The organism is Dyadobacter jiangsuensis (assembly GCF_003014695.1).
GTDB lineage: Bacteria > Bacteroidota > Bacteroidia > Cytophagales > Spirosomataceae > Dyadobacter > Dyadobacter jiangsuensis.
This window is the reverse complement of the sequence record NZ_PYAS01000018.1, coordinates 79,152-103,948: the sequence shown is the minus strand read 5'-3', so window position 1 is coordinate 103,948 and position 24,797 is coordinate 79,152. Positions and strand designations below refer to the sequence as shown.

Below are 24,797 nucleotides of genomic sequence, written 5' to 3'. Positions count from 1 at the left end.
ATGCCGCAAGATAACAGGCCGGTGGGATTTATTTCAAATATCCATTATCCCCCAGCCAATCGGCCATCCGCTGCGGCCAGGATTTGATACTCTGTAATGGCGAACGGTCGCCCATGTTGAAACCGTGGTCGCCTTTGGTATAGAGATGTGCCTCGACGGGGCGTTTCGCTTCGCGGTATTTGACGAGCAGGCTGGCTGTGGTGACGCCGCAGCACGGATCGTCATTGGCAGTGAGCAGGAATGCAGGTGGGGCATCCGCCGGGACGGTTTCGGGAATGCCGAGGGGGCCGGGATAGATCAGCATTTGAAAATCAGGCCTTCCGTCGAGGCGGTCGACGGGGTCCTTGGCGTTGGGTTCGCCTTTGCCGGAAACGTAAGCCACCGATGCCACTACCTCGCCGCCCGCCGAAAATCCGAGCATTCCCACGCGTGCGGGATCTATCCCGTATTCCTTCGCATGACTGCGCACCTGTCTGATCGCCCGCAATGCATCCTCGCGCGGATGTTTGTCGAGCGAGTAAGGCGAGCCTTCTTCACGCGGGAGCCGGTATTTCAAAACAAAAACAGTAATGCCCAGTTTGGCCAGGTATTCAGCCGGTTGTACACCTTCCGCATTGTAAACAAGCAGCCTGAAACCACCGCCCGGACATACCACTACGGCCGTCCCGTTCGCCTTGCCTGCGGCTGGTGTAAATACCTGTAATGATGGATTATGAATATTTTTGACCCAATAATCCTTTGCAGATTCGGGCTCGCTTCGCTTGTTTTCGAATCCCGGTGCGCCATTTTCCCAGAGGGGGATAATTTTTGAAGTGCTTTGTGCCAGGCCGTCGGTTTGTGCGAAGCAACAAGCTACTGCAATCACGCAGAGCGTTCGGTAAACGATGAATGAAATTTTCGGGATATTCATAAGTCCGCAGGTTAGCGACCGTTTTTCAGGTCTGATGCTTAGTAAAGCAGAAAACCGTTGTCTCTACCTGCTCAAAATCGTTTGATGAGGCTGTCAGCCTAAAAATTGGTTTTTCGGCCATTTATAGCATAGTGGATCAGGACCGCAGGGCGATAATGACAGGCAAAGCAATGCCTACCCAGACTTTCGCAGTGCGTGTCACGCGATTGTTGTTTCGTAAAATAATTGGTTGGGCGCGTCAGAAGGCGAGTCCTACTGTGATATTCGTTGTGAAACCGAAACCGGTGTCTGTATTTCCTAAGTATTCTTTGAAATTGTAAGAGGTGTTGCAATCGACATAACCGTGGCGGAAAACCCTTAACTGGTAACCGAGCAGCGGGCCGGCTTCTATACTGTTCGTCTCCCGGGTGACGTGGTCGAAAGTGTAGCCGAAAAAACGGTGGTTGCCTTTGTAATGCACATAAGCGGTGTTGATGCCGGTATAGGGCCCCGAGAAACCGTGGCCCCCTTTGCCTCTCAGCTTCTGCATTTTGCTTAGGAAGTAATATCGGGGCTGAACAGACAAACTGACTGCCTTTTCTTTCGATCTCGACAGCACGTAGCGAAATCCCGCGGCAGATTCAGGATTTCTGACGTCGTTAAAGCCATCGCTGTGGTCCGCATTCAATTGAAAATTAAGACTGAACGGGGATGTGCCGATCTTCTGCTCAAAGGCCAGGGCAGTCCGGATCCTGATCATGTATCTCCCCAATGTTAGTTCTGGTAACCTGATTTTCCATTGGTTTGAGAGGTGTTCGTCGCAAAGGAAAACATCGCATAGGGGCCCGATCGCGGCTTTTTTCCAGTCGCCGAATGCGAAACCAAAACTCGCCTGCGTGGAAAGGTCCCAGTTGTTCACGATCCCATAGTGGAAGAATGGCGTCCCTTGTTGCAGTGCGATTGCAAAATCCATGAACCCAAAATTTAGGAACCTTCGCTGAAAACCCAGTTTTAGTCCTATCCGCGGATCGTCATCGGCCGTGCTAGGCATATTATAAAATATCGCCAGGTAATTGCCGCTGAAATTGTTGGCACTTTTCCCTTGCCTGATGCGCCTTCCCATATTGATAAACCAACGTAGCTGAGCATCCAGGACCGTGTTTTGGAATGACTCCCGAAATGGTGTTCGGAGGTCATAGTAGGGGATATGACCCGAAAGCGCGATCGAGAATGCAGGCAGAAACTTGAACTCGTAGCCCAAATGCAGCGAGGTACTGTTGACCGTGCGGTCGTCCGATAGGGCAAAGATCTTGGCCTGATAATACTGCGACAGCCCGATCTTAAACATATGCCGTGTTGGAACTTTGGTCATAAACACATTTTCGTACCGGTCCAGGAAACGCTGTTTTACCAGCGTGTCGGATTCTTCGGAATAGGATACGCTCACGGTATCCTGCGCGCGTGCGGCGAGGGATGGCAGCATGAGCAGGACGAACAATACACCTTTTTGCATTAAATAGCCGTCGGGGTCAGGTTTAAAGAGGTAAAAGTGCTATCGATAGGCGGTTGTTAGTCAGTTTTTAATGGTTAAAGAGGAGGGCTATTTTACATTCATGGCTAATAGTGAGAGCACCCGTTTTATTTAATCGTGACCCTTCCGAACTCGGCATTGATGTCGACGCTGGCGAGTTGGTTGCGGGAGAAAAATGCTTCTTTAAAATCGGCGGTATTGCGCTTCCATTTAAATCCGTTGGGCAATTTCATGGTGGCGTAGGCGCCGTTGATGGTATAGTCGAAATGCTGCCAGTTCTTCGCCAGGAGCGTCACTTCGGCCTTTTTGGAGTGGATTCCCAGGCTGGTGAGGCCCACGGTCGGGAAAATTTCGACATTCCCGTACGCCGCATCGATCCGGATGGCCCCGGCGATCTGTTCCAGGCGGACGTTGGTGTGGTCGCTCGCAAAGGTGAATGTCCCTGCCAGTTCGTTGCCCGAAAGCTCTCCGAACGTCGTTTGCAGGGCACCTTTGCCGCTCAATCCAGTCAGGTTTGTTGTGCAGAAATCCGCTTTAAGGTTCAGTTGGTTGGTCAGCCCGCGGAGGGTGATCGTACCGAACGAGTTTTTGAGGTCGACGGCGCATGACGCCGGCAAATGGATCGTATATCGCGCTTTCAGGTTCGAAACGGGCTTGCTCTCCCCATCTTTTAATACAATATAATTGCGCAGGAAGTAATCCTTCCCATTACGGTCGGCGATGTACTGCAACTTGGAAAGGTCCTGCGTGGCGGTAGCGCGGTCGGGGTGGCGGGCCGAGAGCTCCATGACCACCGCGATGTCGGAATTGTCCCAGGTTACGATCTCGATATCGGCTTTTTCCGCGCTGATATACAGCGTCCGCACGGTCGGTGCGCTCACAGTCTTTTCAATTCGTTTCGTGGCTACCTGTAATTTTCCCTGCGCGCATGCGGGCAGGCTTCCGAGCACCCATGCAAGCAGCAGAGGCAACGGCAGTTTTCGGATATTTTTAAAATACATTTTCATCGTTTTTGGTGCTTAAATCATTTTGGCCATTGCATTCAAAATGCCCGTTTTTTGTCTTTCAATTTCGTTGTACTGGCGCAGGAGGGCGGGCTCGGTGTTGTAATCGCCGATCGCCTGGACGAGCTGTTGCGACGCAGAGCTGAGCCGCTCATATTCCTGCTGCAACGACTTGTATTCGGTACTTTTACATACCAGCGTCTCTGTCTCACAATAGGTTTTCAGGAGGTGATATTGCTGGTCGGTCTTCAAGTCGGCATCCATTTGCAGCCGTTGGTCGACGGTTTCCTGTGAATAGGCGACCCGGGCCGAACCGGTCGGCAGCATCAGCCAGGCGATTCCGGTGGCCATCAGCAGTATGGCGGCTGCATATCCCCATTTCCAGCGCTGCTGCCGCGTATTTTTGCGATCGATGAGATCCCAAAGTTTATCGTCCGGCTCGTAAGAGGGCATTTTCGAAAGTGCTTCCCGAAGCGGTTGTGCCAGCAGGTTTTCGTTGATAACATTCCAAACCTCGTCTCCCGGTTCGTAGGCCGGGAAGCGGCGGATCGCATTTTGCAGGTTTGTATGGTTCTTTTCCATCAGTATCGAGGTCAGTTCGCCGAAAGCATCGCGCGGAGCTTTCTTTTGGCATGAAACAATTGTGATTTTGAGGTTCCCTCCGAAATATTAAGCATTACCGCGATTTCCCGGTGCGTGTAACCTTCCACTTCGGCGAGTACGAAAATGGTCCGGAAGCCGTCAGGCAGCGACAAAACCGCCGTTTCGAGGTGCGCTACATTGATCTCTGATTCGCCCCAATCAACCGCTTCACCCGTATAATCATCAACATTTTGCCAGATTACCAGCCGCTTTTTCTTGGTCGATTTCCGGACGACGATCTGTTTCACCCATGCACCGAGCGTCGACTCGCCGCGGAACTGGTTCAAGTGCTTGAATACTTCCAGAAATGCGTCCTGCAAGACGTCATTGGCATCGTCGAAATCACCTGTAATGCGGTAGGCGAGGGTATACATCGCTTTTTTGTAGCGGTCGTACAGCTGTCGCTGGGCAATACGGTCATTTAAAAGGCAACCAGTTATCAAATCGGCTTCCGAAGTCATGCGGGGTTTTTTAGCGTACTCATATCAAAGAGGCCGCAAGATGTGGAAAAGGTTGTATGGGGAATGTTTTTTTTGACCGCCGACGACCGACCGCTGACCGCCGACGACCATGGGGCCTTACGGCCCGACCATAGACCATGGTCAGGCCGTAAGGCCCAAGTGTGGTCGGCTGTCAGCCGTCAGTCGTCGGCCGTAGGCCCCAAAATCCCACTCGCATTCCTCAGCCGGTACACAAACCAATACCGGACGATTTGGCCTCCACGTCGTTGTGTGATGATTCCTGCCTTTTCGAACCGCTCAAACTGCCCCGCAAATTGATCTGCGGGGTCGCTGAAATTGTTGGAAGGGGTAATGTACCAGGCGTCGGTGCCGGGCGGAACCTTTCCGTAAAGTTGGTTCAGCCATGCGAATTGATGGAGATCTTGGAGCTTTCCGACACCCACGGTACGCATGCCGAGCGGGTACGCGACGTGGTAGTAGATATGTGCGCCGGGAAACCATTTATGTACGAACATCGGAGCGTTACGGGTCATTTTGCCATTGGCAATATCATCGTTGCGGAGCTTTTCGAATGCGGGTAACAGCTGCTCCCAGCCGGTAATGTCCAGTGTTGCGTCGCCTGCACCCGTATGCGGGAAGGGTTTGGGACTCATTGTACCCGGGTAGCAGCGGATGAGGATAGGCCCGACTGTGAACACAAAAAGAATCAGCCCGGCCGAACCGGCCAGCAGTTTTTTGCGAAGGTTATTAAGCCCTGGGGAAGTAGACTGGTCAGCCCAGGCAGCTCCTAATAGCATGAGTCCCAGGAAGCCCGGCCCGCTCCAATGCGGTAAGGTGTCGCGGAAAAGCGAAACGAGTGTGGTGCAGGCGATGATGGGCAAACTGCACCATAATAGCAATGCCGTTGAGGTTGCGTCGACGGACGCGGTAGAATCAATCGAACGCCTGCGTAGAAGCGTTTTGCCTGTTAGCAGAAATAGGATTATCTGAAACGGGTTCGCATACAAAATCTGGCCGATGGTCGTCCGGATGAATGATTTGACATTAATGCCGCTGTCGCTCACCGTCACGCGTTCGCTATGGAAGCGCCAGGTAATGAAATCGTTGCCGATATTCCAGAACAAAATCGGGGAGATTAGTAGTGCGGTAATGGCTATTGACGCATACAAACAAGGGCTTTTGAGCAGGCCGCGGCGATCGGAAAAGATAAAACCGAGAAAGCCGAGCCAGAGGAACACGCCGTGCACCTTGCTCATTGTCGCCAACCCGATCCACAGTCCCGCAAGCAGCAGATAGCGGCTAATATCCGACGGAGTTGTGGCCTTGACGCACCGCAGCATGGTAGACAATGCAGCCAGCCAGAAAGTAAGCTGTACCGAATCGGGCAGGATGAAAATCCCGGAAAGAATGCTCGTGTATACGGAGGTATTATAAAGCAGGGCGGCGATCAGCCCGGTATTCCGGTTTTTGATCAGTGTGCCGCAACGGGCAATCAGCCAGGTATTAACCGCCGCCGCCGCAATGCCGGGCATTCGCACAAATACTTCAGAATTACAATGGAGGTTGAAAGTGAAAATGCGGATGAATATCCCGACTAGCGGCGGATGGTCGAAATGATTCCAATCGGGGAGCACGGCGTAGGTGAAGTAGTAAACTTCGTCGTTGCCGAGGTTAATGAGGTTGGCGATGAGGATTCGGATGACCGTAAAGACGATCACCAGTACGGTGAGCGGGTTTTTTTGGATGTATTCTATCGCCATGACAGCCTGCGTCGTCCGTAGCGTTGCTGTCGCTGGCCGGTGATCAGTCGCACCACGAGCAGCAGCCATCCTCCCAGAATGCAGGTACCGATGCTCCTGAAAAACATGGTTTCGTTGAAATTCTCGTAAACGGGCACCGGCTGATACCCGTTTTTTGGGGTGAAAAACACAGGGTTCAATAAAACTTCCGTGCCGTTGGCATACTTGAAGGTCACGCGCACGTAGCGGTCGCCGGGCGTGATGCGGTAGCTGATGCGGTCGGCGTGGCGGGCGAGGGCGAGTACCCTGCCGTTTTGGCCTGTGATGGTCACTTCGCTGGCTGTTTGCGTCATCAGGGCCTGGATTGTGTCGTGGTGTACCGTCAGGCTCTGCAAATGCGGAATGGAATCGTGGGACTGGTTTTCGCCGACGATCACCCCGTAGCTTTTTCCGGTTTTTAACGCACGGATCACCTCGCTTGCCGAGTTATTCCTGACGTTGACGAACGTACACCGCGTGCCGAGCCGTTCTTTTGAGATGACATCGTGAATATCATCGTCGCCTACTATAAATACCCGCTTACCGGCCGATAATGCGGCGTCCCATTGAGCGGTGGAAGTTACCGAGGGGTTCAGTACCTCCATACAATCATAATTTGCCAGTTGGGCGAGATCCTCGGCGGTGTAACCGTTTTTGAGCGCCGGATGGTTGAGTATCAACACATTGTCGGTCCCAGAGAGATGGCTCAATACATGTTGTTTGTTATGTGCGGTTTGCGGAAAAAGATAATCCAGCCATTGCACTTCGGTGCTTCCAAGGACTAGCTGGTGTGTTTTCCGGATATTGTACCCATGCTCATACGCCGGAAGGTAATTGGCATGAGTAGAATGGGTGGTATCTATATGGTGATAGTTTGATACGCAATACACGCCGTAATGCAGTGCTTTGTAAGCATTATGAATGTCCGATGCCGTCCCGTGCCCGTTGGTTACGCCTTCCCAGGCATGCGCATGCGCGTGAAAGTTGCATTTGACCCACGGTGAACTGCTGATCGAGTCGTAGGGGTTGTAAAGGGCGGGGCCTTCGAAGGGAATCGGGTCATTGAACTGGTAGCGTGGGCAGAACAAGAACTGGGACACGAGCAGCCAGAGTACCCACGAGCAAAAGGCGAGCAGGAATATGCGGAGTATCTTCATAAGTGCCGCAAAGATGCTTTTGTGGTATTAAGCCATTATTAGGGAAATGAGAAGTTTTGATTGTTCTCAAATACTTAACAATCGCCGCCCATGCGGCGGACGCTTTCAGGCAGCTGCAGGGCAGTCGGGGGTGGAATCTTGTAAAAGTTAAATATTAATTAACATTGAGGTAAATTATTTCTGAGAAGTCTGAAATACCTTTGTGTTGCAAGCCGGAAATATCGAGTATTTGTAAACCTGCGAAGATGTGGTCGAGCACATAATGGAGGATTTGAAGATAAATATTGGGAAATGTTTTTGGATTGTTTAATTATACTTTACTTTTAGGTTTTAGCCGCAGAATATTTCGACGTAGTGATAATCAAAGACTGTTTAGTATTTGTTCACAATCCCGACTGTACATGAATTAACCGACAACTTTTGTTTTTGAACGACCACCGTTGGCCGGGAACCATATGCCCGGCGATCGAACCTGGGCACCCGGCTGTTTGGTGCTAGTGCAGCGCTTTGCCCGCGTTTACCGCGTGCACAATTGCAAGAAGGCCTTTTTCGCCTTCGATGGAACCCTTTTGACTTTGAAATACCAGCTAATTAACAATCACTTATGAAAAAAAAGATTACGTTTTTAGAGCGGAAGCGCCCTGGCGGGTGCTGGTCTGTTGCGCTCACGCTGTGCCTGGGGCTCTCGGCGGTGCTTCCCGGCGAAGCGGACGCCTATGGTGCCAAGCTGAGGCGGGAAAATGCGCTTGCGGGAGAGCGTACGTATAAAGCTGTACGTTCGACACTTAATGCAGCCGAGAATGAGCGGGCTATCAGCGGTAAAGTTACCGAAGGTGCAGGCAAGGAAGGGCTCGTCGGAGTGAATATCCTCATCAAAGGAACCTCACGCGGGACGGTTACCGACGCTACCGGGAAGTACGTACTGCGGGTTGATAGTGAAAAAGATACGTTGGTGTTTTCTTTCCTGGGCTTCATTTCGCAGGAAATGGCAGTTGGGAACAGAACGGTGATCGACATTGCTTTAACAGCCAACCAGCGTCAGCTTAATGAAGTGGTGGTCACCGCTTTGGGTATTAAGAAGGAGAAAAAGGCGGTGGGTTATTCGGTGTCGGAAGTGAAGGGCGCTACCATGGTGAAAGCGCGGGAACCGAATGCGATCAGCTCGCTGACGGGCAAGGTAGCAGGCCTTACGATCGCACAAAGCCCCGATTTGCTTTCCAGCCCGCAGGTGACCTTGCGCGGACGCGACAGGGTATTGTATGTGGTCGACGGCGTGCCGATGAACACCGATTCCTGGAACCTGAGCCCGGACGACATCGAGACCTATTCCGTGCTGAAAGGAGCGAGTGCGGCTGCATTGTACGGTAACCGCGGCCAGAACGGGGCGATCATCATCACTACCAAAAAAGGCAGCGGCGCGAAGAAAGGCTTTACGGTCGATTTCAATTCGAGTACCCAGTTGCAGACCGGTTTTAATGCAATCCCCAAATACCAGTCGGAATACGGCCCGGGTAGTGACTACGAATATGCATTTAAAGACGGCCGCGGCGGCGGGATCAACGACAACGACTACAATATCTGGGGCCCGCGTTTCGAAGGGCAGCTCATTACCCAGTACAACAGTCCCAAAGACCCAAAAACCGGCGAACTGGTACCTATCCCCTGGCTGGCGAGAGGCAAGAATAACCTCACCAACTTCCTTCGTAACGGCTTGCTGAGCACCAATAACCTGGCTATTTCCAGCAAAAACGAGTTCGGTGATTTCCGCCTGTCGCTTTCACAGACATTCCAGCGCGGCCAGATGCCCAATACCAAACTTGGCGGTACCAACGTGAACATTTCAGGGGGAATTAATGCAGGTAAAAAGATGCGCTTTGACGCGAGCATCAACTACAACCGCCAATATTCGCCCAACTATCCGACGCTCGATTACGGTCCCGCCAGCCCAATTTACATATTTACCGTGTGGGGTGGGGTGGATTACGACGTGAACGACCTACGCAACTACTGGCAGCCCGGCAAGGAGAATGCCCAGCAGTACAACCGGGAATATACCATCTACGATAACCCATGGATGACCGCCTACGAGGCATTGAAAACCTATTATAAGAACGATGTGTACGGTTTCGCGCAGATGAATTACAAAATCAGCGACAAGCTGACGTTCAATGCACGCACCAACGTGAGCACCTGGAATCGCAACCGCAGCACACGCGCCCCGATTTCGTCGAACCTTTACAATTTCGGTTTTCCGAACCAGGCCGGCGGCTACTCCGAAACTTATGACACATTCTGGGAGAACAATACCGAAGCTTCGTTGAAATACGAGAACCGCTTCGGGAAGGATTTCGGATTGAATGCCTCGTTGTACGGTAACCTTCGCTCGGTGAAAGTGACTTCGCTTACCGGTAAAACCACCAAAGGCTTGCTCGTGCCGGGTGTGTACGATCTTTCGAACTCCGTACAGCCTTCGACGTCTACCAATGACTACGCCAAGCGCTGGGTGGGAAGTGTTTATGGTTTTGTGGATATGGAATACAAAGACTTCCTCTTCCTGAGCCTCACAGGCCGGGCCGACCGTTCGAGCACGATGCCGAAAAAGAACAATACCTATTTCTACCCGTCGGCTTCATTGAGCGCGGTGCTTTCGGAGGTGATCGACCTGCCGCAAGCCATCTCATTTGCGAAGGTGCGCGGTGCTTATGCCAATGTGGCGAGCGATTTTGTGGACGAGAACTTGCAATACGACATTTATAAACTGCTCCCGACTTACACGAGTTCGGCGCCCTGGAACAACTCCTACACCGGCGTGAGCTACACCGGCACGCTTTACAGCGATAACCTGCAAGCAGCTCGTGTGAAAACCTTCGAACTCGGTTTGGAAATGCGCTTCCTGCATAACAGACTCGGTTTCGACGCGGCGGTGTTCCGGAATGTCGAAGGACCCGGCATCGTGAGTGTGCCTACGTCCATTACTTCGGGCGTGTCGGGTGTGCAGCGCAACGCCTTCACGTACGTACGCAAAGGGATTGAACTGGGCGTAGACGGAACAGTCGTGAAGAACGAAAACCTGACCTGGAATGTGTCGGCCAACTGGTCGCTGAACCACAAATGGCTCGACAAGATCGACGGTGTGCAACAGCGGGATGGTAACATTCATGTTGGAGAGCGTCAGGACGCCTATTATATCAAAGATTTTCAGCGTGACGAAGCCGGTAATATCATTGTAGGTTCGAACGGAATGCCTGCTTACAATCCGTACAACTCGAAAATCGGCTATTACGACAACAAATTCACGGCGGGAATCAATAACACGTTCACGCACAAATCGTTCACGCTGAGCTTCCAGGTGGATGGCCGTTTCGGTGGAAAGGTGAACAACTATATGTATACCAAGCAGTTCGGTAGCGGTACGGCGCCGGAATCGGCGAACGAATACCGGTTGAAAGACTGGCAAAACCGTGATAATCCCGACTACAAGGGCTCTGTGATGACCAGCGGAAAACGGATCGTGAAAGGACAGCTGAACACCGATCAGGATGGTAATGTGATCTCCGATACCCGTGAGTTTACAGACAACAACGTGCCGGTACTTTGGCAGGCGTGGGCGACAAATTACTACCAGTCGGGATACATCGCTGCCAAGAACCGTACCTACGTAAAACTGCGCGAGGTTGTGCTGACGTACAATTTCCCTGCGAAACTGCTTTCGAAAACACATTTCGCATCCGCGGCCAGCCTGTCGCTCGTGGGACGTAACCTGCTCTATTTTACAGGGAAATATACCAAAAACATCGACCTCGATCAGTTTACAGGCACGACTACCAGTTTCCAGACGCCGTCTGTGAAGAGCTTCGGGGCCAATTTGAATGTGACTTTCTAACCGGAATTACCAATGAAAAAGATCAAATACATGATATTGTCGCTGGCGCTCGGGCTGGGAAGCTGCCAGGATATCGATACGCTGCAAAAGGACCCGGGCGCGATTACCAATCCATCCGCGGACCTTATCCTCACGGGGATTTTGACCAACACCTGGGATTCGCCATGGAGTACCGATCACCGTCATAACCAGTTCATGACGCAGAACGAGGCCTACTATGACGGCCAGGCCTACGGCTGGACGACCGGTTCCTACGACGTTTTCTACAACTCGCTCCGCAATGTGAGCCGGATGGAGATCGAAGCGACCAAAGCCGGCGACGTGGGCGCGCATTACCTCACGCTCGCGAAGTTTTTCAAGGCATATTTTTACAGCCGCGCCACCGAAATGTTCGGAGACGTCCCGATGTCGGAGGCGATCAAAGGCGTGAGCGACGAGGTTTTCAAGCCGAAATACGATAGTCAGAAGGACATCTACGTCCAGGTGTTGAAATGGCTGGATGAAGCCAATGCCGAAATGCCCGCGCTTATCGCGAAAAAGCCCGCTATTTCGGGCGATTACCTGTACGGCGGCGATCTGGCCAAATGGCAGAAGCTGATCAACTCGTACCGGCTGCGCGTGCTTATCAGCCTTAGCAAACGTGCCGACGATACCGCCGACCTGAACGTAAAGCAGCAGTTCGCGGCGATCGTGAACGATCCGGCGAAATACCCGCTTATTACCACCAATGCGGATAACTTCCAGGTTGTTTACAATACCATTAATACTTACCCGCTGTGGCCTAGCAATGGGGTCGTGGTGAAAAACGACAAGCGCAACACGCTGGGTGCTACCTTTGTGAATATCGCCAAAACGACCCGCGACCCGCGCCTGCTCGTAGTGGCATTGCCAGCCGAGGCATTAAAAGGTAATGCGGATGTGTACCTGCGCTACGGCGGCGGCAAAACCGGCGACCTGCAATCGACATTGCTCGAAGAAGCGGGAAAAGGATTACTTTCGATGATTAATTTCGACTATTGGGAAGCATCAGCGGCGGGTGTGCCGGCAATCCAGCTGGGTGCGCATGAAGTGAATTTCAGCATTGCAGAGGGAATCAACCGCGGCTGGCTGGCCGGGAATGCGGCAGATTACTACAACAAGGGCGTGACGGAGTCGATGAAGTTTTACAACATTGCTCAATCGGAAATCGATAAATTCCTGGCGGCGAACCCGTACCCGGGTAACACCGACAAAGGTTTGCAGAAGATTTTGGAACAGAAGTACATGGCATTCTTCGAAAACTCGGGACGCCAGGCATTTTACAACTACCGCCGAACGGGTATTCCTGCATTCGATATCGGTCAATCCAATTCAAACAACAACCAGATCCCCGTCCGCTGGGCTTACCCGACCTCGGAATACACGACCAATGAGGTGAATGTGAAAGCCTCGCTCAAAACGCAGTTCAATGGAGCCGACACGCAGAATGGCGTGATGTGGCTTGTTAAATAAATTTCTCCTTCCTCCGGATCGTCAGTCCGGAGGAAGTTTTTACTTTTCCGGACTCTTAACCTTAACATGATGAAAACCTTTGTACTCACCTCGATTCTGGCGGCAGTATTCACGGTAGCCGTGAGCATTACGGCTGTCGCCCAAACCAAAACGAAAAATGTAGTCATGATCTCCGTCGACGGCTGTCGCTGGCAGGAGATCTTCCGCGGAGCGGATTCGGTTTTGTTTTATACCAAAAAATACCGCCAGCAGGATTCGGCGGCGATGAGCACGAAATACTGGGGCAAAAACGTCGCCGAACGCCGCAATAAGCTGATGCCCTTCTTTTGGAATACCATTTCAAAACATGGGCAGCTTTATGGTAACCGCGATTTGGGTAACCTTATGAATGTTCGTAACAAATACTGGTTTTCTTATCCGGGCCGGAGCGAAACGCTTTGCGGATACTACGACGAGAAAGTTAACAGCAATGATTATCCGAACAACCCGAACGAAAACGTACTCGAATTCTTCAACAAGCAAAAGGGGATCGAGGGCAAAGTGGTCACATTTGCTTCGTGGGACGCGCTCTCCCGCATTCTCAACCGCGATCGCAACGGCATGCTCGTGAATATTCCCGGCGAGAAAGTGAAAGGAAACAACCTCACCGAAGCCCAGAAACTGGCCAACGAGCTCCAAAATTATCTGCCTGAATACTTTGGCAAAACGGTGCGTTTCGACGCGCATACCTATGCATTGACACGCTCGTACATCGAGGCGAACCACCCGCGCGTGGTGCATATCGACTTTGCAGACATGGACGAGTTCGGTCATCACGGCCAATATGATTCGTATCTCGACGGCGCGCATTACGTCGATGCGATGGTAGCAAGCCTTTGGAACTACATGCAGGCTGATCCATTCTATAAAGACAAAACCACCATCATCGTTTATCCCGACCACGGCCGTGGCCTTGGCGACCGCTGGACAAGCCATGGCACCTCGGCACCGGGCTCCAACGAAACCTGGATGGCGGTCATAGGCCCGGATACCCCGGCAACCGGCGAAATGAAAAGCCAGTCGCAGGTTTACCAGGACCAGTTCGCTCAAACCGTGGCGCAGCTGATGGGCTTCAAATTCGCTGCCAATCACCCCGTGGGAGAACCTGTGAAAACGGTGTTTAAATGAGCTATTGAAAAGTTTTTTGTCGCTTGATAAATGAGACGGGTTGTATGGTAAGTATGTGAAAAACGGCTAGTTGATTACAGGAAGGAATGTTTTATTTTTGAACATCAAAAACTCATGCGATCAATATGAAATACACAGGCAACACCATATCGAAACCCGTTGTGGGAAAGCAAGCCGAGGAGCTGTTGAAAGCGATTGATTCTGGTGGCTACATTGCGAATGAACAAGCACTGGCTACTGCGAGGAGGGTAGCTGAACGAATAGTAAATGCTGAGCGAATGGCAAAAAATGATAAGTAAATGTCACACACAAGATTTGAAGGAATCGATTTTTTAGAATGTGAAGTGAAAGAAATGAACCCTGACTTGGACAACCTAGGTCAGGGTTTTAAATGCATTCGCAATGATTTTGCTACCTACATCAAAGGGAGAAAAATTAAAATGGAATGTAAGTCGCTGACGAGCAAATGCTGGATAGTAGAGCACGGAAACAATCTAGCAGGGTATATTACATTAATGGCGGATAAACTAACCAGTGAATACTGTCTGCTCGAAAACGAAGGTATTGGTTACAAAACATTTCCTGCCATTAAAATCGGCTGGCTGGCTGCGGACAGGCGTGCGAAAGGTGTAGGAAGCAGGCTTCTGGAATGGGCGATACAGTACGTAACCAACGATCTGACGAATCGCGTTGGTATCAGATTCATCACAGTGGATGCGTTGTTTGACCCGGACACGGGGTATGACATATCCGGTTATTACGAGCGTTTCGGCTTCGAACACGTGGATAGCGACCATACTGCACCATGCGGAAATTTCAGGACCATGTATTTTGACATCAAAAGCGTGATAGAGCAGGCAAGAGCCCTGAGGCAGTCAGTCTGATTTAATGTAAATTTTACAGTTCCGACCGCCTTTTTTACTAGCTTGCCGTCAGTTGATACCAAAAGGCTGACAAATGGCGGCCATCCGTAATGAAATCAGATTTTTCCAAGAAATTCTCCAAACCCGTTTTCAAACGAGACGTTCCCGACGATACATTCAAGTACCAGCCTGCCCCGAAACCGTCCGGGAAATATCCTTATCATTTAGATCTTGAATCGGTTGATCCGGTGCCGGATCAGAACAAGCTGGCTTTTCATATGGTAGGCGATACGGGCAGTATCCGCACGCCGGATTTTCAGAAACTGGTGGTGGGAGAGATGGTGAAGCAGTTCGAAGCGGCCGAGAAAACCGGATATGAACCGCAGTTTCTCTTTCACCTGGGTGATGTCGTCTACAACTTCGGAGAGGCGAGCGAGTATCAGCGCCAGTTTTTTGAGCCTTACCGGCAATATCCCGGCCCCATTTTCGCGATTCCGGGTAACCACGACAGCGATGTCAATCCCGATAGTCGTGTGCGTTACAACAGCCTGGATGCCTTTACAACGGTTTTCTGCGATACGGAACGGCGCACTGTCTCTTTCAGCGGCAATGCAGAACGCAAAAGTATGGTGCAGCCCAATGTGTACTGGACGCTGCTTACGCCGCTGGCTAATATCATTGGGATGTACAGCAACGTGCCGAAATTCGGTGTGGTGACCGACGAGCAACGCCAGTGGCTGATCCACGAACTCAAACGCGCCGACAGCGAGCGGCCCGGCAAAGCGGTGATCCTTTGCCTGCACCATTCGCCCTATTCCGCGGATATCAACCACGGTTCGAGCATGCCGATGATCGAGCTCCTGGAATGCGTTTTCGAAGAGACCGGCATTTATCCGGACATTGTTTTCAGCGGGCACGTACATAACTACCAGCGTTTCAGCAGGCATTACAAAAGCCGCGGCGGCCGCGTGCTGCCCTTCATTGTAGCGGGCAGCGGGGGCTACGACGAGCTGCATCCGGTGGCTTACACCAGCGACTACCGCTTCACCAGCGATTTACCCGAGTTTGAAGGCATTAATCTAGAACATAGCTGCGATACCAAACACGGCTTTCTGAAAGTGCTGCTGGAAAGAACCGTCGGCGGCATTACCATAACAGTGGAGTTCTACACGCTCCCGCACGAGCGGCGCGCGGAGCCGGGCAGGAACGCGGCGCTCGAAGACAGGCTTGTGCTGAAAGTTTGAGGCTATTCGTAAAAGTACTCCTGTTGGAGCAGCTTTTTGTCGTTTGTGAGCAGCAGGTATCTTTTTACCGGCCATGCACCTTTGTATTCGTAGGCATACCTGATCTCTGAATTAACCGATTCACCATTTCGGAATAGCGTACGCATGAGGGTCACATTGCGCTGTGAGCGGAACATCGGATTACCGGCTTTGCCTGTCAATGGGAAATAGGGATTGGGATGCTGGTCGTATTCGAACTGATTTTCCTCTTTCACCTGATCGGTAACCGGGTCGAGTGTTTTGGTCCTCACAATATTGCCTTCTTTAATATAGAGGTAAATGTGCTGCTCGGTTTTTGATACCAGGTCTTTTTCGACTATCCGCACCGTGTTCTTATCCGGATACGAGTAGGTTCTGGTGAAATTCTGAGGCTTCTCGGCAGAATCTTTGTATTCCGAGGAAATCAGCGTGTCTGCATTGTATTGGAATGTGAATTTTCCGGCTTTCGGATCGGCATCCAATTGTTGTTCAATCAGCCGGTAGTTGTCATATTTATAGGTGGTCACAGATAGTGGCTCTCCATTTTCTTTGAGATGGATCTCCTTTTCGAGCAGATTATTGTATTTGTATTCTACCCGGTAATGCGATTGGTCCGTCAGATAGAAATGAGCTGCCTTCAGCCCCGGTTCAGCGATCGGGTCGATGATGATTTCCGGCTCGGTGGATTGTTCGGTACATGCTGCGCAGAATAGGGCGAGGAAGAATAATAGTCGAGTTTTTTTCATTTTCATGACTGTTTTATCATCCTGATTCGGGATACCGCTTAATGGTTGTAACCGATTGTTGTATTTTTTGAAAACACCCGCGATATTCTGCTATTTACCCATCCACACTTTAAAATCTCCCACTTTTTCCCTGCTCACCAGCACTTCCTTGTTATGTGCGGGCCGCAGCGTGAGCGCGAGGCGGTTGCCGAAATAGGGGTCTATTTTATCGACCGAGCGGTGCGTAACCATCATACCGCGGTTGATGCGGAAAAAACGGGCGGGATCGAGGGATTCGGCGAGTTCGTCGAGGGTGTAATCGACGAGCATTTTCTGGTTGGAATCGGTCATGAAGAAGCTGTAACGGTCGTCGGTAAAGAAATAGGCAATTTCACCGACTTCGATGGAAAGCATTTTCTGCCCCTGCTTCACCAGGAAACGCTGGCGGTATTCAACAGACGACGCCTTCTTAAAGTCTTCCAGCAACTTCCTGATCCCCGCCAGCGAGTGGTCGACGACGGGCTGGCTTTTCATTTTTTCATACTTCTGCAAGGCCCGCTGCAAATCATCGCGATGCACGGGTTTGAGCAGGTAATCGATGCTATTGTGTTTGAACGCCTGCAATGCATATTCATCGTAAGATGTGGTGAAAATGATCGCACTCGTAACTTCGATCCGGTTGAAAATCTCGAAGCTCTGGCCGTCGGATAGCTCGATATCGAGAAAGATCAGGTCGGGATCGGCTTTGCCCGCCGCACGGTTTTCGTGTACCCATTCCACCGTTTGTTCGATGCTGTCGGTAACACCCGCCACATCCAGCGACGGTGCTACTTCCCCGATCATTTTTTTCAGGCGGCGGACCGACAAATCTTCATCTTCAACGATAAGCGCATTCATACTTTCAGGAAATCAGTGGTAAGGTTACTGTAAAAAACTCGTGGTTGCTTTCGATCAGCGGCTGCGGCAGGCCTTGCCGGTACTCGCTCAGCAACTGGTATTTGGTTAGAATGTTGGTGAGCCCGACATGCGTGGACTCGATATTTTCGGCGCCCGCCGTCAGGTTTTTCTTCTGCAAATTATTCCGGACCATCAATTGACCGTCCACCGTGCTCAGGATAAAAATCGTGAGCGGCCTGCTGGCACGGATCACATTATGCTTTACGGCATTTTCGACCAGCAGCTGCAACGTCAGCGGTGGAATGCGGCTATCCATGAAACACGCTTCCACGTGGATGTACAGCTTCATGCCGTCGCCGTAGCGCGTTTTGAGCAAATGCCCATACGATTCTATAAACGACAGTTCTTTTTTTAACGTCGTTAACTGTCCAAAATCGCCCTGATCGACGGACGAATGGTTGGTTTGCAACAGGTACCGGTAAACGCGCGCCATCTCGTCCACAAATTCCTCGGCCTTTTCAGCGTCCTCACCAATCAATGCGGAAAGGGAGTTTAATGTATTGAACAGAAAATGCGGGCTGATCTGTGCTTTGAGGCTTTCGAGCTGCCCGTTAACATTCTCCTTCATCAACCGCTCGGTATTGATCTCGTGTTGGCGCCAGCGTGCGAGCGCATCGAATGTTTCCCACAAACCGGTGATCAGCACAATCGCGGCCAGGTTTACGATATAAATAATAACCAGCGTGTGAACGGTTAGGGTCGAGGCAAACAGCCGCATATCGATATAGAGCCAGGCTATCAGAAGCACAAAGCCGCCCGAAATCAATGCATAGGCGGAAATAGACAGCGCCACGCGAATAAGCGTTTGCTGCAAATCGCTGTAATGGGAGGTAATATGGCCGGCCACGCGCGACTGTACGGCATATAATGTCGCCAGCAATGCCGCATTCAGTAAAGTTGCTTTCAGGAACAGGCCGATATCATGGAATACATGCGCTCCGACAGTGATATAGTTGAAAAACAGCAGGATTGCCAACGCAGCCGCGATGTAAGCGGGGGCGCTTCCCGAAGGAATTTTTTCCGGAAGTTTTTCAAACAATGCTTTCTTCTTCATGGTCAGGTAGTCGCATGGCCCGTTTTGCAGGCATACTTAGGCAGTTCTACTGCGCAATTTTCAAAGCGACTGGTTCAAAAATAGCGTAATGCGCGTAACGGCAAGCACAGAAGTTGCATCAACTGTATTTTTATTGGAATGAATTGTCATTACACCGGAACCTGCGCTGGCATTGCGTCGGGTAGGAGAGGGATTGTCACGGAGAATATTTCACTATCCTCTTCAATCTTTAATTTTCGGGACGTGAAGGTCAGCAGTTTCGCCGAAAGCCCGCGCAAGCCGGTGCCCGTGGCACCCAGGGTGCGGTGACGGATCTGCACATTATTAGTGACCCTTACAGCCCGGTCGCTGGTAAGGCTGATTGTAACCGTCAGCGGGCGGCTGGGCGATAGTACGTTGTATTGAACGGCGTTATCGAGTAGTATTTGCAGCATGAGCGGCGGGATCATCAGGTCGGCCGGGCAGCGGTCGGGGAGTTGCACGAGGAGAGCGTCGTGGTACCGGACTTTCAGCAATCGGGCGTACACTTCCAGGAAGCTTAGCTCGGATTGCAGCGGCACCAGCTCGGTCCGGCCGCCTTGCAGCATGTAACGGTAAATGCGCGCGAGGTCTTCTACAAAATCCTCGGCTTGCGCGGGATCGGCACTGATAAGGGACGAAAGCGTATTGAGGCTGTTGAACAAAAAATGCGGGTTAACCTGACCTTTCAGTGCATCAAATTCGATTTCCAGCGACTGCCGGGCCAGTTTCTCATCGTCGGCCTGGTCGTTTTTCCATTGCTGCAATGCGTAGAACAGGCCGAGCAATGCACAAATGAATGCGTCGCACAGCAGGCCGACGAGTGCCAGCGGCCAGATTTTCGACCAGCTGAAACCGACGTCAAGGCCGGGTATGAGACTGTAAATCCAGATATCGAAGACGACCAGCAATAGTGTAGCGGCGGCCAGCTTCCAGAGCATTTTCAGCATTTGTTCAAGGATCTGCCCTTCGGCTGCGCTACCTGCGGTCTTCCGGATAACGACCGTCAGGATCATCACCGACCACCAGTAGAGTACGAATGCCAGCGAAGAGGCAGTCAGGAAGGTGGGTAAATGCAGGAAGTACCGTTCCCCCAGCAGGTAATAATTGCCCAGCGCGAAGCAGACGGGCATCATCGCGAGATGGTACCACCACTCATACTTCGAAAAAAAAGCAGGCTTCATGTTGGGGTGTCTGGTAAAATTTGCTGAACAGCGCGCAAATTTAAACAAATCCGGAAGCAGGTCGTCATCGTGGCATGCCTCGGCTACTTTCCGGTACTGCTCTCATCTGCTATTTTTATTTTGAATGAAAATAATAAGGGTTAGAAGGTTTAATAATTTGTAATTAAACTAAATAGGGTATTTCTTTGCTGCAAAACCGTTTAAATACGTTTTTGAGCTATTAAGCGCCTTTTTCAGGCTGCTATCAACCCAAACTGCATTCATGTCTCAGAAAAAGACAGCGCTCGGCAAGCTTATCGGAACCCTGCACCTCTGGCTGGGGCTGGCATCCGGGATTGTGATTATCGTGATCGGCCTTACCGGGGCCATTTACGTTTTTACAGACGAGATCAAACCGTTGGTTTACCAGGACCGTCTTTTTATTCAACCCGAAAACAAACCGAAGTTACCGCTGAGCCAGTTGCTGGCCGCGGCGCAGCAAGCCGTGGGGGAGAAGCGGCCCGTGACGCGCGTTGAAATATCCTCGCAGCCCGACAGGACGTATATTTTCCGGGCATTGAAGGTTGATAAGGAGGGCATTTCGCATTGGGATTACTACAAATATTACCAGCGCGCTTATGTGAACCCGTACAATGGAAAGGTTGTAAAACTGGAAGACTCAAAAAATGAGTTCTTTACCATCATACTCGGACTGCACATGCGAATGCTGTTCGGTGAAAAGATCGGACATGCGGTGGTGAGCTACTCGGTACTGGCATTTGTTCTGATTCTGATTTCAGGGCTGGTATTGTGGTGGCCTGCCAAATGGAATAAGTCAGGCAGGGATAAAAGCTTTAAAGTCAAATGGAATGCCAAATGGAAGCGCGTCAATTACGACCTGCATAATGTGCTCGGCTTTTACGCGTGCGTGATCCTTTTCGTGTGCGCCGTTACCGGCCTGGTATGGGCATTCGACTGGTTCGAAAAGGGAGTGAAGACGATCGCTGACGGCGGCAAGCTGGCAGAGGTGCCCGCTGTTTTTTCCGACACCACTCAAAATAAGGACGTGAAGGCCGCCGATCGGGTATTTGCCGCATTGCAAGCCGACCAGCCCAATGCATATGGTTACCTGATCAACTTCCCTGCCAAAGGCAAGCTGCCTATGAATGCATCCACCTATCTCACGGCGAGCAACCGCTATGACCGCATTCAGGGACAGTACGACCAGTTTACGGGTGCGAAACTGCGCGCGCGATCTTTTGACGAATTGACCAACGGCGAGAAAGCCTACGCCTTGAATTTCGACCTGCACGTAGGTGCCTGGGCGGGTTTGCCCAGTAAAATCCTCACTTTCTTCGCCGGATTGATCTGCGCCAGCTTACCGGTTACCGGTTTCGTGATCTGGTGGGGGCGTCGTAAGAAGGAGGGAAAGGGAGGAAAGGGAGGAAAGGGAGGAAAGGGAATAAGGGGAGGAAAGGGAGTGGTTTTGCGTGGTGAGTCGGGCGTGCGGACGTTTCCAAAGCCAGCTTACGCATCGATATCATCCAGCCTGTCCGAGGAAGAAAAATAGCCCGATCACCGCGGAAGAGAATATCAGCCAGCCCCAAAACAGCCGGGCGAGCGGCATACTCCCGTGTGCCAGCACGCGTACGCCTAATGGCACAAGCGCAATGCACAGGCAGGACGTAGCGATCACAGACATGACGGTCCCGCCTTTCAATACCCCGATCATCAGTGCCGACATCATCGCGAGCGCTACTACGCCCACCGGCCGCAATGTACCCGACAGCCAGGCTCCAACGGCCAGCACCGCCCAGCCGAACAGGATTGCGCCGGATAGTGTCGAAACAATGTGAAATGCGCCATAGGACTGCGCTACTGTCTCCGTTGCTTTTGGTAAACTCAGGATATTGACCAGCTGAAATGCAAGGTGGTTGATCCCGGAATTGAACGTACGCGCAAACAGCCCAAACAGTACCAGGCTTCCGCCCCAAACCGCCCATACCGGCTTACTACGCCCGATCAGGTTGGCAAGGGTGACGATGGCGGGCCACAGCAGTATGTTTCCGGCGAGAAAGAGGCTGTACGCCGTAAACATCAGGGTCGGGTGGCTCTGATAGGCCCTGAGCTGTTCCGGAAAAAAGAAATCGAACCGGAATTTCAGTAGCTCGCCGGTGAGCAAGAGCAAGGGCGCAAGCACGAGCGAAATACCGCCCAGCCAGCGCCCGGGAAATGGCAGGTGACCGAAGTCTTCTTCAAAAGTTTTCATGGCTAATAGTTTTCACAAAACTATGTAATGTTAGGTACTATGCATTGCATACTACATGATTGGCATAATAAATGTTTGTACGGCAGGTGCAAGCGCTTGCCGACGTTACAAAGCAACCGGATAGGGCCAGTTTCTCAAAATATTGTAGATAAGCTGCGGAAATAGTAGATGACCTGGCTATTGACGCCGCAAGCGCGCCATGAATCCACCTCCGGGTGCCAGTTTAAGCATTAAGGTGCTTTTAGAGGTAAGAACAGTCTCGGAAAGACGGTAGTCGGCAGGGTAGCGGTCGGCATTGGCGCCGTCCTCGCAAATAACGGCCTGGAAATCGCCCTCAGGCAGGAAATCGAGCGGAATCACCAGTTCCCGTGCGGTCGAGTCGTTAAGCGCGCCGATGTACCAGTCATTGCCCTTTTTACGCGCGGTGACGACGTAGTCGCCCAGGCGCGCGTCGAGAATGCGGGTGGTATCCCAAACGGTCGGTATACTTCCCAGAAGCTCCATGAATGCAGGTTCTTGCATGCCCTGTGAGGGATTACCGGCGAAAAACTGGATCGGGCTTTCGTACACCACGAACATCGCCAATTGCTGCGTCCGGGTGGTAAGCGACATCACGTTTTCCGGCATGGGGTGGAAGCCTTTGGGCGTAGCGTTGTTGAGCATGCCGGGCTCGTAATCCAGCGGACCGGCGAGCATGCGGATGAACGCCAGCAGCACATTATGGTCGGGCGTCGCTTTGGCGCTCCACATATTGTATTCCGAGCCCAGTACCGCTTCACGGGCAATGGCGTGCGGGAACGTGCGGTTGAACCCGGCAGGTTTGAATGCGCCGTGAAACATCAGCATGATTTTATGCCGGGCACAGGCTTCCGCGATTTTGAAGTAAAACTGGACGGCTTTCTGATCATCGCGGTTGATGAAGTCGGTCATGATAAAGTCGACTCCCCATTTGCTGAATTGTTCCAGGGCTGGTTCGAGCTGTTTGTCGAGCGTGAGGGCGAGCGTCCACATACTCACGCCAATGCCCTTGCTTTTGGCATAGGCCATAATCTCGTCCATATTAATGTCCGGGTTGATCTTGAACAGGTCGTTGTTGTCGCTCCAACCGGCATCCATCATGATACGTTCGAATCCGAACCGTTTGGCAAAATCGATGTAGTATTTGTAGGTGGCTGTATTAATGCCGCTTTTGAAAGGTACATTGAAGATATTGGAAGTGATAATCCACTCATCGGTTGCTTTGCCGGGCTTTATCCAGGACACATCTGACACGCGAGAGGGGCTGGCCAGCCGGTACACGAGGTCGTTGCCGGGCAAATCCTTGTCTTCCGGCGCAATGAGCAACACCCGCCAGGGAAACACTCGGGTTCCTTTGGTTTTAGCCAGGAAATCGGCCCGTTTGGAAACATAGCGCGTGGAATAGAGCTCTTTGGTTTCCGTTTCTTCGGCAGGATAGGGCGCGAAGTGGCCGAAGAGGGCTTTTTCCGCATTGCCGCTCAGGAACATGCCGGGGTAATCTTCCAGGTCCGATTCGGTAATGCCGATTTTGGGCGAGTCCTTCGACGCAATCAGAACAGGGGAGAAAAGCAGGTTTTTGGCATGAATCTGTTCCAGCGGCTTGATCGTGTACGGCTCTTCGAAGCTCGTGTGGTAAATATCTATATTCGATTGCGGCGGTACCTCCGGAAAATACACGGGATGATTGACCGGGAAACGGAACGCAGCTGTTTCCGAGCGAACGGTAATACTGCCCGGAAACGACGTGGAGATACGGTAAGCGACGCCATCGTCATACACCCGGAAAATAACGGCGAAGCCATTGGGAAATGTGATTTTCAGTCCCTTGTAGCGATTGGGAATGCGGGTGCGCTTTTCAGGTACCGGCGAAATAATGGTTTCGTTTCTGCTTCTTTCTGAGAATTGCGGTTTGGAAAGACCGTCCGAAAGCTTCCTTCCATCGGAAAGGGTCATATCGATTTCCGAAGGCGACACGATCAGCAGGTTTTTGAAATAGACGCTGTATCGCAACCGGTCGCTGATCTGGGCGATCAATCTAATGTTGCCGTCCGGAGATGTGACCTCCCGCATGGTTTGTGCGCGCACACAGGTGAAAGAGAACAACAGGAGATTCATTAGTAGCAGTTTTCTCATAGTACCTATGATTGAGCGTCCGGTAATTGCAATGTACGCGATTAATGTGCTACTGCGAAAGTTTAGTCAGACTAAAAATCGCTGGTATGGCATTTGTGTCTTGTAATAATAATTGCTACAAGTAACTGTTTAAGTACTAATTGTAACCGGTGAATTAAATTAAAGACCGTGAAAACCGATTTTATTTACCACTGCATTAAGCATTGATGGAGAGTTAGTTTTCAATTTTTTGGACAATGCCATGCTGATTTTTTGCCACCGATTTATTAATATAACTTAATTCTTAGGTGAAATACTGGCGACTAACTAGTTCTACGACGTATAATTGTCCG

20 protein-coding genes are annotated in these 24,797 nt (G+C 51.4%); 7 read left to right on the top strand and 13 right to left on the bottom strand.

Annotated features, from left to right (window positions below; all coding sequences use genetic code 11):
- Positions 1-28 precede the first annotated feature (28 nt).
- The 7 genes from CLV60_RS29530 to CLV60_RS29500 form a co-directional block, all read right to left on the bottom strand.
- The gene (locus CLV60_RS29530) at positions 29-910 is read right to left on the bottom strand and encodes an alpha/beta hydrolase (protein WP_106599006.1); all 882 of its coding nucleotides are present in this window, start codon (positions 908-910) and stop codon (positions 29-31) included.
- A gap of 238 nt (positions 911-1,148) precedes the next feature.
- Entirely contained in the window at positions 1,149-2,402 is a 1,254-nt protein-coding gene (locus CLV60_RS29525; protein WP_106599005.1) for a hypothetical protein, read from the bottom strand.
- 125 nt (positions 2,403-2,527) lie between these two features.
- The gene (locus tag CLV60_RS29520; RefSeq protein WP_229211188.1) at positions 2,528-3,421 is read right to left on the bottom strand and encodes a hypothetical protein; all 894 of its coding nucleotides are present in this window, start codon (positions 3,419-3,421) and stop codon (positions 2,528-2,530) included.
- A gap of 18 nt (positions 3,422-3,439) precedes the next feature.
- Positions 3,440-4,006, bottom strand: a complete 567-nt coding sequence (locus CLV60_RS29515; RefSeq protein ID WP_106599003.1) for a hypothetical protein — start codon at positions 4,004-4,006, stop codon at positions 3,440-3,442.
- 11 nt (positions 4,007-4,017) lie between these two features.
- Positions 4,018-4,527, bottom strand: coding sequence for an RNA polymerase sigma factor (locus tag CLV60_RS29510; RefSeq protein ID WP_106599002.1), 510 nt, complete (start codon positions 4,525-4,527; stop codon positions 4,018-4,020).
- Positions 4,528-4,706: 179 nt separating this feature from the next.
- Positions 4,707-6,287 carry an ArnT family glycosyltransferase gene (locus CLV60_RS29505; protein WP_170118899.1) on the bottom strand — a complete coding sequence of 527 codons (1,581 nt, stop codon included), beginning with the start codon at positions 6,285-6,287 and terminating at the stop codon, positions 4,707-4,709.
- Positions 6,278-7,462, bottom strand: coding sequence for a CehA/McbA family metallohydrolase domain-containing protein (locus CLV60_RS29500; RefSeq protein ID WP_106599000.1), 1,185 nt, complete (start codon positions 7,460-7,462; stop codon positions 6,278-6,280). The genes CLV60_RS29505 and CLV60_RS29500 overlap by 10 nt, the downstream gene beginning before the upstream one ends.
- A 604-nt stretch (positions 7,463-8,066) precedes the next feature.
- Here CLV60_RS29500 and CLV60_RS29495 point away from each other — a divergent pair.
- The 6 genes from CLV60_RS29495 to CLV60_RS29475 all read left to right on the top strand — a co-directional run bounded on the left by CLV60_RS29495 (position 8,067) and on the right by CLV60_RS29475 (position 16,110).
- Complete coding sequence (locus tag CLV60_RS29495; protein ID WP_106598999.1) at positions 8,067-11,345, top strand: SusC/RagA family TonB-linked outer membrane protein; 3,279 nt, start codon at positions 8,067-8,069, stop codon at positions 11,343-11,345.
- Between the two features lie 12 nt (positions 11,346-11,357).
- The gene (locus CLV60_RS29490; protein ID WP_106598998.1) at positions 11,358-12,836 is read left to right on the top strand and encodes a SusD/RagB family nutrient-binding outer membrane lipoprotein; all 1,479 of its coding nucleotides are present in this window, start codon (positions 11,358-11,360) and stop codon (positions 12,834-12,836) included.
- 66 nt (positions 12,837-12,902) lie between these two features.
- Positions 12,903-14,003 carry a sulfatase-like hydrolase/transferase gene (locus CLV60_RS29485; protein ID WP_106598997.1) on the top strand — a complete coding sequence of 367 codons (1,101 nt, stop codon included), beginning with the start codon at positions 12,903-12,905 and terminating at the stop codon, positions 14,001-14,003.
- 125 nt (positions 14,004-14,128) lie between these two features.
- Positions 14,129-14,302: a hypothetical protein gene (locus CLV60_RS34390; RefSeq protein ID WP_170118898.1), complete on the top strand. Its 174-nt coding sequence runs from the start codon at positions 14,129-14,131 to the stop codon at positions 14,300-14,302.
- Positions 14,303-14,887 carry a GNAT family N-acetyltransferase gene (locus CLV60_RS29480; RefSeq protein ID WP_106598996.1) on the top strand — a complete coding sequence of 195 codons (585 nt, stop codon included), beginning with the start codon at positions 14,303-14,305 and terminating at the stop codon, positions 14,885-14,887.
- A gap of 89 nt (positions 14,888-14,976) precedes the next feature.
- Positions 14,977-16,110: a metallophosphoesterase family protein gene (locus CLV60_RS29475; RefSeq protein WP_106598995.1), complete on the top strand. Its 1,134-nt coding sequence runs from the start codon at positions 14,977-14,979 to the stop codon at positions 16,108-16,110.
- Between the two features lie 2 nt (positions 16,111-16,112).
- Here the strand turns inward: CLV60_RS29475 and CLV60_RS29470 are convergent, their stop codons facing one another.
- From CLV60_RS29470 to CLV60_RS29455, 4 genes are all read right to left on the bottom strand, one after another.
- Positions 16,113-16,874, bottom strand: a complete 762-nt coding sequence (locus CLV60_RS29470) for a hypothetical protein (RefSeq protein WP_146151620.1) — start codon at positions 16,872-16,874, stop codon at positions 16,113-16,115.
- A 90-nt stretch (positions 16,875-16,964) separates the two neighbouring features.
- On the bottom strand, positions 16,965-17,750 hold the full coding sequence (locus CLV60_RS29465; protein WP_106598993.1) for a LytR/AlgR family response regulator transcription factor: 786 nt from the start codon (positions 17,748-17,750) through the stop codon (positions 16,965-16,967).
- A 4-nt stretch (positions 17,751-17,754) separates the two neighbouring features.
- On the bottom strand, positions 17,755-18,864 hold the full coding sequence (locus CLV60_RS29460; protein WP_106598992.1) for a sensor histidine kinase: 1,110 nt from the start codon (positions 18,862-18,864) through the stop codon (positions 17,755-17,757).
- Between the two features lie 149 nt (positions 18,865-19,013).
- Positions 19,014-20,066 carry a sensor histidine kinase gene (locus CLV60_RS29455; RefSeq protein ID WP_229211187.1) on the bottom strand — a complete coding sequence of 351 codons (1,053 nt, stop codon included), beginning with the start codon at positions 20,064-20,066 and terminating at the stop codon, positions 19,014-19,016.
- Positions 20,067-20,328: 262 nt separating this feature from the next.
- Between CLV60_RS29455 and CLV60_RS29450 the strand changes: the two genes are divergently transcribed.
- On the top strand, positions 20,329-21,615 hold the full coding sequence (locus CLV60_RS29450) for a PepSY-associated TM helix domain-containing protein (RefSeq protein WP_106598991.1): 1,287 nt from the start codon (positions 20,329-20,331) through the stop codon (positions 21,613-21,615).
- Here CLV60_RS29450 and CLV60_RS29445 read toward each other — a convergent pair.
- Together CLV60_RS29445 and CLV60_RS29440 are read right to left on the bottom strand one after the other, a co-directional pair.
- Positions 21,586-22,314 (bottom strand): hypothetical protein, encoded by a 729-nt coding sequence (locus CLV60_RS29445; RefSeq protein WP_106598990.1) that lies wholly within the window; start codon positions 22,312-22,314, stop codon positions 21,586-21,588. The two genes, CLV60_RS29450 and CLV60_RS29445, sit on opposite strands and share 30 nt — an antisense overlap.
- A 177-nt stretch (positions 22,315-22,491) precedes the next feature.
- Positions 22,492-24,465, bottom strand: a complete 1,974-nt coding sequence (locus tag CLV60_RS29440; protein ID WP_106598989.1) for a glycoside hydrolase family 97 protein — start codon at positions 24,463-24,465, stop codon at positions 22,492-22,494.
- Positions 24,466-24,797: the final 332 nt, after the last annotated feature.